Origin of the sequence: Thermoactinomyces sp. FSL K6-2592 (assembly GCF_038006465.1) — a bacterium.
Taxonomy (GTDB): Bacteria; Bacillota; Bacilli; order Thermoactinomycetales; family Thermoactinomycetaceae; genus Thermoactinomyces; species Thermoactinomyces vulgaris.
Genome location: NZ_JBBOVH010000001.1, coordinates 884,919 through 897,366, shown reverse-complemented (window position 1 = coordinate 897,366; position 12,448 = coordinate 884,919). Strand labels below are relative to the sequence as shown.

The window sequence follows — 12,448 nt, the reverse complement described above, 5'->3', positions numbered from 1 at the left end:
TGATCCCTTCATGGAAGGGATATCTACCGTTCCACCTGTTTCCAAGGGTTTTCCTCATCGCCGTTTAACCCGGCCCCCGGTTGAATCCCCTGATTCTCTCTTTCCGCCACATAAACCCTGTCTTCATACCGGACATAATCTCCCGGTTGATAAACCCGGTCGGCTTGCCAAGGTTCAACGGGTCTTTCCTCTTCTTTGGGGTCCGGACTCGTGGTTTCCGGTTCATCTTTGTCGACCGGGTTCACCTTTGGCACCTGAACCGGTTCGGGGGTTTTTTCCACTTCTCTGGTTCTTTCCTCATGAATGTCGGCTTCGAATGTTTGGGTATCGGTGTCTTCTTCCGACGCTTGAGCCGCGGGCTCCGGTGCATGGAACGTCCGGGTGATCTCGGGAATCTCAGGAACATGCCGCACCACGACCCTTTCCGCAGACAACCCGTGGACAGCCTCTCTTTGATCTTCATTATCCATCAAACGTCCGGCACCCAGTCCCACAGCCAGCAAAATCACACACGTCCACACCAGCTTGTTGGGGATGCGTTGTTTCTTTCTGGAGGAAGGAAGCGGCGGCAAGGTCGATCCCGACACCTTCCGTGTAACCACTTTGATTTTCAATGAAAAATCCTCCTTATGTAGAGAATTTAGATCATAAATATGGAATCTTCGACATCGTTTAAATGAACCCTTTACTTTACCAACTATTTACTAAAAAAAACAAGAGTATCATTTATCTATTTGGTCATATTACCTAATGTTGACTCAGAAAGGAGGAAGAAATTATGAATCAATTTCAACATCAACAGGAAAATCAAACCATGAACCCCTCGGTTCCCCCTTCACTGAACCATGGTGCTCATGAAATAATGGATGTGCATGAACTTTTATCTTTTGGCATCAACACATTGAACCAATATACCATGATGGAACAGCAATGCACTTGCCAAGAGCTTCGCGATATCATCCGGCGGCAACATGACTTCATGACACAAGAATATAATACATTGCTTGAATGTTTCTCCACCGGTACCCCGCCTCAACAACCCACCGGAAAGTATGAAATGAAGCAAGGAAACAATGTGATTTACGGCTTGGAAGCCGGTACGCCCAAGAAGCCGATCCAATCCGCCAATGAATGGAACAACGAGAACATTTCCCAACAAATGATGGGGCTGATGAAAACCTCTGCCACCGAGAAAGCAAGAGCTGCCTGCGAAATCACCAATCCCGTGGTACGCCGCGTCGTTCAAGACAGCGTGGCCAACTGCCTGGAAATGGCGTACGAAATCTTCCTGTATCAAAACAAAAAAGGGTACTATCAGGTGCCTCAGCTCCCGGCCAATGTCATGCAACAAATGATCCAATCTTACCAACCGTCCAATGCCACGATGTCCTCTTCCCCCCAGGCACCGGTGCAATAAACGGGAAAACCGCTCCTTTCAAAGGGGCGGTTTGCATTTTTTGCAAAACAAAAGCCGCAAAGCATCGGTGGGGCGCTTTACGGTTCATCAGTGTCCTTTTTTTGTTTGGAACGTTCCATTTCTTCCACCAATGAATACACTTGCCGCCAGTTGGTGATCCGTTTTAAAGGCACCGGAAAGTCGCGATTGTAGACGGCATCGACGATCACCGTGGGCACCTGGCTTTTCACCAGTTTTTCCAAATGATCGGGAGCATCTTCGAAAAACAGCTCCACTCCCAATTCCTTGGCAACTTTTCCTTTATCTTGCGAATTCATGATCAGATTTTTTCCGTTATAGGGAAAGCCATGTTCTTTCAGCCACTTCCTGGTAACGCTTTCAATATTTTTCAAACCGGGTCGTGCGGTGATAAAATAAATCTGGTGTCCTTGGTCAGCCAAATCATTTAATACTTCCACAGCATGATTTAACGGAACACCCAGTTGGTAAATTTCTTCTTCCAGAGAACGCCACAGTTTTTGCCCTTCTTTCGGTGTCAAGCCATACGCTTTATCCAAATAGAAGTCTTGCACATCTTCCACTTTGACTTGTTGATTCAATTTCCGGTTGTAAATTTCCACAGCGGCACGGTGAGTATCTTTGATGGTATTATCGATATCCACACCAATAATCATGTTTTTCGCCTTCCTCTGCCATCCACACATAATAAAAAAGAGTCCCGTTATGCCGTGCTCCGTTTGTTTTGAACCTGCTCTCTCGCAGGTGGGTGTCCTGCATCCATGTTCGAAGGTCCACTCACATTGCGTGGCTTCCCCTAGCATGGATGACGCAGACTCCCTTTTCGTGGGTGTTGGCTCAAAACATCCCGGCGGACACGTACATCGCAGGACTCGTTTGGTTGCTTCTATATTACCAAAAATTTATAGATGCATCAAGCCAGAACGTCTTCTGCCTTCTTCTTTGGTTTGATTTGGATGTGCAGTTCATCCAACTGGCTTTCTTCAACCGGAGATGGCGCTTCGGTCAACAAGCAACTGGCTTGCGCGGTTTTCGGGAAGGCGATGCATTCCCTGAGATTGCTCCGTTTGGCCAGCAACATGACAATCCGGTCAAACCCGAAAGCAATTCCTCCGTGCGGCGGAGCCCCGTACTCGAAAGCTCTCAGCAAAAAGCCGAATTTTTCTTTGCTTTCTTCTTCGGTGATGCCCAACGCTTTAAACATTTTTTCCTGAATTTCACGTTGATAAATCCGTTGGCTTCCCCCGCCGATTTCATAACCGTTTAAAACCATGTCATAGGCTTTGGCCCGCACTTTGCCCGGTTCGGTTTCCAACAGATCGATGTCTTCTTCCACCGGCATCGTAAACGGATGATGCATCGCATAATAGCGTCCGTCTTCTTCCGAATACTCAAGCAGAGGGAAATCGACAATCCAGGCGAACCGGTATACATCCGGGTCGATCAAGCCCAGCTCCTGTCCCAGCAGCAACCGCAATTGCCCCAGCACATGAGCCACCACGGAGGGCCGGTCTGCGACAAAGAACAACAAATCTCCCGTCCCGGCACCGGTGATTTCCTGAATCCGGGCAATCTCTTCCTCCGTTAAAAACTTGACCACCGATCCTTTCACGCCGGACTCTTTAAAGGCCAACCATGCCAATCCTTTTGCCCCCAGTTCCTGAGCCTTGGTGCTCCAACCGTCGATTTCTTTCCGGCTCCAGCCGGCACACCCTTTGGCACAAATCGCTTTGACTTGCCCGCCGTTTTGGATGGTTTTGGCAAAGACTTGGAAAGAAGTGTTTTTCAAGGCTTCCGACAGATCGTTCAGCTCCATGCCAAAACGCAAATCCGGTTTATCCGATCCGTAGCGTTCCATGGCTTCCTGATAAGTGAGGCGCGGGAAAGGGGTTTCCACCTTGACCCCGATGGTCTCTTGGAACAATTCGGCCATCATTTGCTCCATCATCGACTGCAGTTCTTCGGCCGGCAAGAAGGAAGCTTCAATGTCGATTTGGGTAAATTCCGGTTGCCGGTCTGCACGCAGATCCTCATCCCGGAAACAACGGGCAAATTGGAAATACCGGTCCATGCCCGCCACCATGAACAACTGTTTAAACAATTGAGGCGATTGGGGAAGGGCATAAAATTCCCCTTCGTGCAAACGGCTCGGCACCAAATAATCGCGTGCCCCCTCCGGTGTGCTACGTGTGAGCATCGGGGTCTCCAATTCCATAAAGTGGTGCCGGTCCAAAAAGCGGCGAACCACTTGCATCGCTTTATGGCGAATTTGCATGGTGGTTTGCATGCCCGGGCGGCGGAGATCCAGATAACGGTATTTTAAGCGGATGGATTCATCCACTTCTTCATCATCGGCAATCATGAAAGGCGGGGTTTTGGCAGCATTAAACACGTGCACCTCTTTTGCGAGTACCTCGATTTCACCGGTTTCCATGTTGGGATTGACATTTTCCGGGTCGCGTTTGACCACTTCCCCGCGCACCGCCAAAACATACTCGCTTCGGATTTGGTCGGCAACCGCCGCCGCTTCCGCCGAAATCTCCGGATTAAACACAACCTGCACCAGCCCGGTGCGATCGCGCAAGTCGATAAAAATGAGACCGCCCAAGTCCCGGCGCTTTTGAACCCATCCATTTAACACAATCATTTTTCCGGTCAGTTCTTTGGTGCATTCGGAAACATAATGAGTACGGTAAACCTGTTCCACGCTTATCTCCTCCTGATGTTTGCTTTGATATATGGAATCAATTGTTCAAGCTCAATCGTTTCCTGTTCTCCGGAGTCCAGGTGTTTGACGTTGATTCTGCCTTGCTCCATTTCGTCTTCGCCCAAGATGACGGCAAAGCGGGCATTGCTCCGGTCCGCTGCTTTGAATTGCGCCTTCATTTTCCGGCCCAAATAGTCCTGATCAGCGGCGATTCCGGCTTCCCTCAATGCTTTCAGCCATTTCGCACCGGCTGTTTTTGCTTTTTCCCCAATGGTGATCAAATAACAATCGATGCCGTCTTCGACGGGTATTTCCACCTTTTGCTCCTCCAAAGCAAGAAGCACCCGCTCCAGCCCGATGCCAAAACCAAAACCGGGCATTTCCGGCCCGCCGAATTCTTCAACCAGCCCGTTATACCGGCCGCCTCCGCCGATGGTTCCCGCTTGCGCCCCCGGCACATCCACCATAAACTCAAATGCGGTGTGTGTGTAATAGTCCAGGCCACGCACCAGACGGTCATTGATCACATACGGGATTTTTAAAACATCCAAATACGACTTGACTTGCTCAAAATGCTGCCGGGCCGGCTCACTCAGATCGTCCAAAATCGACGGCGCCTCCATCGCAATCTCTTTGGTTTTCGGATCTTTGCTGTCCAAAATACGCAGAGGGTTTTTATACAAGCGTTCCCTGGCTTCTTTTGATAACGATTCCTTTACCGGCTCAAAATAATCGATCAGGCGCCTCCGGTACCGTTCCCGCGTTTCCTGATCACCCACGCTGTTGATTTCAACCCGGACATCTTTCAGTCCCAACGCTTGATAAAAATGCATCCCGAGCGCAATCACTTCCGCGTCCAACGCCGGATCCGCGCTTCCAAACACTTCCACCCCGAACTGGTGAAACTGGCGTCTCCTTCCGGCCTGGGGATTTTCATACCGGAACATCGGCCCGATATAATACCATTTCGTCGGTTGCGGATCGGCAAACACTTTCTTCTCCACAAAAGACCGGACCACTCCGGCCGTTCCTTCCGGACGAAGCGTTAACGCCCGTTCGCCGCGGTCATAAAAACTGTACATTTCTTTTTCAACGATATCGGTCGCTTCCCCCACCCCGCGTTGATAAATCTCCGTGTGTTCAAACAAAGGAGTGCGGATTTCCCGAAAACCGTAAAGGCGGCAAATCTTGCGCGCCGTTTCTTCCATCCATTGCCATTTCTCCACTTCACCCGGCAGAAGATCGTCCGTTCCGCGCGGAACAAAATATTTCGGCGATGCTTGATATTTCATGAACGCATTCCCTCCTAAACACCCGTTTTCCGTATTTACAAATTAAAAAATCTCCCGCCACTGACTTATTGTCAGGGACGAGAGATTGGTTTAACGATTCCCGTGGTGCCACCCTAGTTGGAAACTTTGAGTTTCCCGCTTTCATACTCGTTATCGCCGAGATACGTCTAAGTCTACTGGCCAACATTGGCGTTCGGTTAGATACTCCGGGTGTCTTTCACTGCCCCGTCACAAAGGGAATCTTCCAGCCTCAGGATTCCCCTCTCTGGTTGCTCGCCAGACAGTTACTTTTCCCATCATCGTGCAAATATCCATTTCAAGTTGATTTATCTTAAGATTTTAATGAGGGAGATTGCTTTTGTCAAGAAAAAGATCCATCTTTTTTCTTTTGCACTGTGTGATGAAATCGTGAATCATGGTATGGTAATGATGGACAGGAGGGATCATCATGAAAGTGTTCGTCATCCTGGGAAGCATCAACATGGCTCTTGCGGTGGCCATCGGGGCTTTTGGCGCTCACGGACTGGCTCCAAGGGTAACGGATAAAATGCTTCAAACTTGGGAAACAGGCGCTCATTATCACATCATTCATGCCCTTGCATTGATTGCCGTCGGCCTGTTGATGAGCAAAGCAGGCCAAGCTTCGTCATTAATGAACATCGGCGGCTGGCTCTTGTTTGCCGGCATCGTCATCTTTTCCGGAAGTTTGTATACGCTGGTCTTGACCAATGTAAGCAAATTCGGCATGATTACACCGATTGGCGGTGTCTGTTTCATTGTCGGATGGATCTTGGTTGCCGTTGCCACCGCCAAAATGGCCATCGAATAAGGACACGTTCCAAAAAAATCCCTGCCACTGAGGACAGTGACAGGGATTTTTTGTTCAGCCCCGCAACAGATTTTCCATATGCGAGACCACATTATCCACATGGAAACCATACTCTTTCATCACCCGGGATCCAGGCGCCGATGCACCGAAGCGATCGATGCCGATCACTGCGCCGTTGTCGCCGACATAATGATCCCATCCCATCGGATGAGCGGCTTCCACCGCAAGGCGTGCCTTGATGTTGGAAGGCAACACCGATTCGCGGTAATCCTCGGGCTGTGCGTCAAACAATTCACGGCAAGGCATGCTGACAACACGGACATGGATTCCTTTTTCAGCCAGTTTTTGTTGTGCCTCAACCGCCAGGCTCACTTCAGAACCGGTGGCCAGGATGATGCCTTCCGGTTTCCCGCCTTGGGCTTCGGACAAGACATAAGCCCCTCGTTCAATCACCGTGCGGTCTTTGTCCACTGTTCCTTCCAGAACCGGCAATCCTTGCCGCGTCAAAACAAGCGCAACAGGATGTTCTTTTTGGCTCAATGCATATGCCCAAGCGGCAACCGTTTCATTCGCATCCGCCGGACGGATCACCTTGAGTCCCGGAATCAGACGCAAAGACGGAACATGTTCCACCGGTTCATGTGTCGGTCCGTCTTCCCCGACTGCAATGCTGTCATGCGTAAAGACATAAACAACAGGCAGTTTGGACAAAGCGGCAAGACGGATGGACGGCCGCAAATAATCGGAGAAGACCAGGAAGGTTCCGCCATACGCCCGAACCCCGCCGTGGAGCAGCATTCCGTTTAAAGCCGCACCCATGGCATGTTCGCGCACACCGAACCAAATGTTTCTTCCCGAGTAATCTTCGGCATGGAACACGCCCTCTTCTTTCATCATGGTATTGTTGGACGAAGCCAGATCCGCTGATCCGCCGATCAATTCCGGAACCGCTTTGGCCAGGGCCTGCAACGCTTGACCGGAGGCGGCCCGGGTGGCGAGCGGCTTGTCCTCTGTGGTAAACTTCGGCAATTGTTGTTCCCAATCTGCCGGCAGTTCCCCTCTCATCACCCGGTGGAACTCCCGTGCCAGTTCCGGGTGTTTGGCTTCATACTGTTTCAACAAGTCTTGCCATGCCGCTTCCGATTCACCAAGTTTGGAAGCGAGATCATCAAAGTATTTCCGCACTTCCGCCGGAACCGTAAAAGGTTCTTCATAAGGCCAGCCGTATTCTTTTTTCACCGCCTCTACTTCGTCTTTGCCGAGTGGTTTTCCATGGACTTCGGAAGTGCCGGCCCGGTTGGGGCTTCCATACCCGATGATCGTGCGCACTTCAATCAAAGTCGGGCGGTCGGTCACTTTTTGCGCTTCTTCAATCGCTTTGCCGATGGCATCCAGATCATTTCCGTCTTCCACCAGGAGATAATGCCAGCCGTAAGATTCATAGCGTTTTTTCACACTTTCGGTAAAGGCGTGGGCCAATTCTCCATCCAGGGAAATATCGTTGGAGTCATACAGGGCGATCAATTTGCCCAAACGCAAATGTCCCGCCAGCGATGCAGCTTCCGCCGAAACCCCTTCCATCAGATCGCCGTCGCTGCATAATACATAGGTGTAATGGTCCACGACATTCAAACCGTCACGGTTGAAACGTGCGGCCAAATGCGCTTCCGCCATCGCCATCCCGACCGCCGTGGAAATCCCTTGTCCGAGCGGGCCTGTGGTCGCTTCCACCCCGGGGGTGTAATTGGCTTCCGGATGTCCCGGCGTTAAACTTCCCCACTGGCGGAAATTTTTCAGATCATCGATGGAAAGCGGATATCCGAACAAATGCAGGAGACTGTACAGCAAGGCACTGCCATGACCGGCAGACAACACAAACCGGTCGCGGTTGAACCATTTCGGATTTTTCGGATTGTGTTTCATATATTTTGCCCAAAGTTCGTAGGCCATCGGGGCTGCTCCCATCGGCAATCCCGGATGTCCTGAATTTGCTTCTTCAATTTGATCAATCGACAACATACGAATGGTGTTAACAGCTAATTGATCCACGTTGGACACTATGTATCCTCCTTTTTCATCTGACTGATTACTCAGCGGGTATTATAACATATCTGTCTCTTTTAGGATGCTTCTTTGCTCTCCAAAATAAAAGTGACCGGCCCGTCGTTGGTGAAAGAAACTTCCATCATCGCGCCAAAAACGCCGGTTTCGACCGGCACCCCGTAACTTCTCAAAATTTCATTAAAGCGCCGGTACAACGGTTCTGCCACTTCCGGTTTGGCCGAGCGCATGAAATTGGGGCGCCGGCCCTTCCGGCAGTCCCCGTACAATGTAAACTGGGATACCGAAAGGATAGCACCCTTCACATCCAGCAATGAGTGATTCATTTTCCCGCTCTCGTCCTCAAAAATCCGGAGATGGACCGCCTTGTCGGCCAAATAGCGCAAATCCTCTTCCGTATCCCCTTCTTTAAAGCCGACAAGGAGCAGGAGCCCGTGATCAATGGCTCCCGTCACCTCTCCATCCACGGTCACACTGGCATTTTTCACCCGCTGCAAAACCACCTTCATGCCTGACACCGTCCTTTGCTTTCATTGAATAATCCGACGAACGCTGTAAATGTCGCGAACTCCTTTGACCCGTTCCACCACGGATTTCAAGTGATTGATGTTTTGGATTCCCACCCGGATGTGGATGGAAGCGATGCCGCGCCGGTCCCCCTTGGCACTGACGGCCGACAAACTGGTCTGGGTGTCGCTGATGACCTGGAGCACTTCATTCAACAATCCTTGCCGGTCAAATCCGGAGACCTCGATGTCGACCTGATAATGTTGGGAAGTTTGGCTGTCCCATTCCACTTCGATTCTACGCTCTTTCGGGACATTATTCAGGTTGGGGCAATCGGCCCGGTGGACCGTGACCCCGCGCCCTTGTGTCACATATCCGGCAATATCGTCCCCGGGAACGGGATTGCAACATCGGGACAAGCGAATAAGCAGATTGTCGACACCCTTGACCCGGACTCCCTGATCCGCCTTATGGTTTCGGTGACGCATCGTTTTCACGTCCGGCAGAATAACCGGTTGTTCTTCCTCTTTGAGACCGTCTGTTAACCGGTTCACAACCTGTGCGGTGGTGATCCCCCCGTATCCGACGGCCGCAAACAAGTCATCCGGATCCTGAAAATTAAATTTCCGGGTCACTTCTTGAATGCGTTCATTGGTTAATACTTCGCTCACTTTAAAATCATGTTTTTTCAGCAGCGCTTCCACCATCTCGCGGCCTTTGGCAATGCTCTCTTCCCGTCTTTGCTTTTTGAACCAGCTGCGGATTTTATTGCGTGCATTGGAGGATTTGACGATTTTGAGCCAATCCTGGCTGGGGCCGTAACTGTGCTTGGAAGTAAGGATCTCGACAATGTCTCCCGTGTGAAGCTGATAATCCAAGGGGACAATCTTTCCGTTCACCTTTGCCCCGATGCACATATTGCCGATATCCGTATGAATCCGGTAGGCAAAATCGAGCGGAACCGAGCCTTGCGGCAACTCAATCACATCCCCTTTGGGGGTAAACACAAAGACCGAATCCGAAAACCAATCCACCTTCAGGCTTTCCACAAACTCCAGCGCATCTTTCGTTTCTTGCTGAAGCTCCATCATTTCACGGAACCATTTGAGCTTTTCTTCAAACTTGCTGTTTTCAATGGTGCTTCCCTCTTTATAAGCCCAATGGGCCGCAATCCCGTATTCAGCCGTCCGATGCATTTTCATGGTGCGGATTTGCACCTCGATCGGCTCCCCTTTGGGACCAATCACCGTCGTGTGCAACGATTGATACATATTGGCTTTCGGCATGGCAATGTAATCTTTGAAACGGCCGGGCATCGGCTTCCAAATCGTATGAATGATTCCCAACACCGTGTAACAATCCCGAACCGTGTTGACGATGACCCGCACCGCCATCAAATCATATATCTCATTGAATTCTTTGTTTTGCGTCACCATCTTGCGATAAATGCTGTATATATGCTTCGGGCGCCCGGAAATATCCAGCACCGGGACATCCGAACCTTCCAGGCGTTCGGACAACGTCGAAATGATTTCATCCAGATATTGTTCGCGTTCCGCCCTTTTTTTCTTCATCAGATGCACGATCCGGTAATATTGTTGCGGGTTCAAATAACGGAGAGCGGTGTCCTCCAATTCCCATTTGATCTTGGAAATCCCGAGCCGGTGAGCAAGCGGGGCGTAAATTTCCAGCGTTTCCCTGGACTTTTCCCTTTGTTTCTTTTCGGGCATGTATTTTAACGTTCTCATGTTATGGAGACGGTCTGCCAACTTGATCAAAATCACGCGAATGTCTTTGGCCATGGCCACAAACATTTTCCGGTGGTTTTCAGCTTGATGCTCCTGATTCGACTTGAATTTCATGCGTTTGCGCAACTTGGTCAGACCATCCACCAGTTTCCCGACAGCAGGCCCGAATTTTTCTTCCACTTCTTCCAAAGTGACACTGGTGTCTTCCACCACATCATGCAGCAGGGCGGCGATCAGTGTCGTTAAATCCATCTTCAGTTCCGCCAAAATGATGGCCACTTCCACCGGATGATGAATATAAGGCTCTCCGGATTTCCGGGTTTGTCCCTCATGCGCTTTGGCGGCAAATTCATAAGCCGCCTTCAGGCACATCACATCTTCTTTCGATAAATACGATTCTGCAATGTCGACTAATGCATCGATCGGCATTCCTCTCACATCCGTACAAAAAATAAGTTTTCCTTCTATTATCACTCAATGGTCTTTGAAAGTAAAGGGAAATGCAGATATAGGAAATAAACCGATCGGTGATCCCAATCGGTTTATTTATGCCGGCGGATCCGGAACATCCCGGACCGGCCCCATCCTCCGGTCTGGCTGCGGATATATAAACTGATGACGGTCAAAATGACAGCGGCGACCGTAATCATCCCGTACCGCAAATATTCTTCTGTCACATACATCATGATGGGCGCGATGACCACAGTGCCATAGATGGTGCACTCCACGCTCACAATCAGCATACGCAACACTTTATACAGATAATCACGCAGATCCAACCGGGTCGGTGAAAATAACTCACGAAACAACAAAACAACGAGCCCAATCATCCAAATCACTACTGCGATCAACAATATGATCGAAAATCCCGTGATAAATGATGTGAATCCTTCCTGAAATGATTCCACGCGCGTCCTCTCTCCTTAATAAAAAAATTCAAACATAATCTTTTAACAATAATAATGCAATCTCCTGTTTCCTGCAATTCCATCAGTTGAAATCAGGTTCCCGAATAAAATCCGTTGAAAATGACAGGTTAAGATTATCTGTTACCATATGGAGGTGAGCAAATGAAAGAAGAACCAATAAAACAAGACAAAATGAAAAAACCAAAAGCCCGGCGCGATCAGGAACAAACCGAATTTGCATCCGAGTTTTTTGAGGATGAATCCACCCGGAAAGTCATGAGTGCCATCCAGGAAATGTACAGCCAATCCGGACCAGAGGATGTCGAACGCACCAAGTAACCGGGTCCGCTCAGAAAGCCCCATGCATTTTCATGGGGCTTTTTTAGATTTTTATTTTTATTTGCACTCCCATTCAAAATCGAATAAACTTTTCTTATGAAACCAATCGGCAAATATATTCCATTTTTTCCTATATGTATCTTGTTTAATCGCACGGATTGCTTCACTGGAAATATATTCGATGAAATTTTTTGTTAATTTTTACTTTTCTCCCCTACGAACGGAGGATGTTTTATGTTAAGAAGTACCAAAAGCACTCTCTATGAACGCCTGGGCGGAGAACAGGCCATTGCAGCAGTGATTGCGGAATTTTTCAACCGGATGATGCAGGATGACCGGGTCAACCATCATTTTATCGGTGTCAACATCGAACAATTGCGGCAGAAACAAATCACCAACTTCATGAGCTATGCCATAAGCGGGACCCCGCTCTACGACAAAGCAACCCTGAGAGAAGCCCATACCGGTTTGAACATCACCTCGGAAGAATATGAAATCGCCATCAAACATTTAAACAGTTCGCTGAGGAAATACAATGTGGGTCTGGGTGATATCGCCAAAATCGAGGCATTTCTGCGCAGTGTAAAGCCACATATCATTAATAAATAACAGGGAAGCGGCA

12 protein-coding genes, 1 other RNA gene and 1 other annotated feature are annotated in these 12,448 nt (G+C 49.4%); of the genes, 4 read left to right on the top strand and 9 right to left on the bottom strand.

Annotated elements, in window-relative coordinates; all coding sequences use genetic code 11:
- Positions 1–23: 23 nt before the first annotated feature.
- On the bottom strand, positions 24–614 hold the full coding sequence (locus tag NYE37_RS04815; RefSeq protein WP_340711847.1) for a hypothetical protein: 591 nt from the start codon (positions 612–614) through the stop codon (positions 24–26).
- 164 nt (positions 615–778) lie between these two features.
- Between NYE37_RS04815 and NYE37_RS04810 the strand changes: the two genes are divergently transcribed.
- A complete protein-coding gene (locus tag NYE37_RS04810) occupies positions 779–1,417 on the top strand; it encodes a spore coat protein (RefSeq protein WP_037993279.1) in 639 nt (212 codons plus the stop codon).
- A gap of 77 nt (positions 1,418–1,494) precedes the next feature.
- Here NYE37_RS04810 and NYE37_RS04805 read toward each other — a convergent pair whose 3' ends face one another.
- From NYE37_RS04805 to hisS, 4 genes are all read right to left on the bottom strand, one after another.
- Positions 1,495–2,091 (bottom strand): 5' nucleotidase, NT5C type, encoded by a 597-nt coding sequence (locus NYE37_RS04805; protein ID WP_037993280.1) that lies wholly within the window; start codon positions 2,089–2,091, stop codon positions 1,495–1,497.
- A 37-nt stretch (positions 2,092–2,128) separates the two neighbouring features.
- A non-coding RNA gene (gene ssrS, locus NYE37_RS04800) (6S RNA) lies at positions 2,129–2,310 on the bottom strand.
- A 38-nt stretch (positions 2,311–2,348) separates the two neighbouring features.
- On the bottom strand, positions 2,349–4,142 hold the full coding sequence (aspS, locus tag NYE37_RS04795; protein WP_037996755.1) for an aspartate--tRNA ligase: 1,794 nt from the start codon (positions 4,140–4,142) through the stop codon (positions 2,349–2,351).
- Positions 4,143–4,144: 2 nt separating this feature from the next.
- Positions 4,145–5,434 carry a histidine--tRNA ligase gene (hisS, locus tag NYE37_RS04790; RefSeq protein WP_037996757.1) on the bottom strand — a complete coding sequence of 430 codons (1,290 nt, stop codon included), beginning with the start codon at positions 5,432–5,434 and terminating at the stop codon, positions 4,145–4,147.
- Between the two features lie 70 nt (positions 5,435–5,504).
- Positions 5,505–5,743: a binding site (T-box leader), on the bottom strand.
- 139 nt (positions 5,744–5,882) lie between these two features.
- Here hisS and NYE37_RS04785 point away from each other — a divergent pair.
- Positions 5,883–6,263 (top strand): DUF423 domain-containing protein, encoded by a 381-nt coding sequence (locus NYE37_RS04785; protein ID WP_037996759.1) that lies wholly within the window; start codon positions 5,883–5,885, stop codon positions 6,261–6,263.
- 54 nt (positions 6,264–6,317) lie between these two features.
- Here NYE37_RS04785 and tkt read toward each other — a convergent pair whose 3' ends face one another.
- From tkt to NYE37_RS04765, 4 genes are all read right to left on the bottom strand, one after another.
- On the bottom strand, positions 6,318–8,324 hold the full coding sequence (gene tkt, locus NYE37_RS04780) for a transketolase (protein WP_138614891.1): 2,007 nt from the start codon (positions 8,322–8,324) through the stop codon (positions 6,318–6,320).
- Positions 8,325–8,383: 59 nt separating this feature from the next.
- Positions 8,384–8,833 (bottom strand): D-aminoacyl-tRNA deacylase, encoded by a 450-nt coding sequence (dtd, locus tag NYE37_RS04775; RefSeq protein ID WP_037996763.1) that lies wholly within the window; start codon positions 8,831–8,833, stop codon positions 8,384–8,386.
- Between the two features lie 21 nt (positions 8,834–8,854).
- On the bottom strand, positions 8,855–11,008 hold the full coding sequence (locus NYE37_RS04770; RefSeq protein ID WP_037996766.1) for a RelA/SpoT family protein: 2,154 nt from the start codon (positions 11,006–11,008) through the stop codon (positions 8,855–8,857).
- A gap of 113 nt (positions 11,009–11,121) precedes the next feature.
- The gene (locus tag NYE37_RS04765; protein ID WP_037996769.1) at positions 11,122–11,487 is read right to left on the bottom strand and encodes a hypothetical protein; all 366 of its coding nucleotides are present in this window, start codon (positions 11,485–11,487) and stop codon (positions 11,122–11,124) included.
- 162 nt (positions 11,488–11,649) lie between these two features.
- Between NYE37_RS04765 and NYE37_RS04760 the strand changes: the two genes are divergently transcribed.
- On the top strand, positions 11,650–11,826 hold the full coding sequence (locus NYE37_RS04760) for a hypothetical protein (protein WP_340711846.1): 177 nt from the start codon (positions 11,650–11,652) through the stop codon (positions 11,824–11,826).
- Positions 11,827–12,060: 234 nt separating this feature from the next.
- Positions 12,061–12,435: a group I truncated hemoglobin gene (locus NYE37_RS04755; RefSeq protein WP_037996772.1), complete on the top strand. Its 375-nt coding sequence runs from the start codon at positions 12,061–12,063 to the stop codon at positions 12,433–12,435.
- The last annotated feature ends 13 nt before the right edge of the window (positions 12,436–12,448 follow it).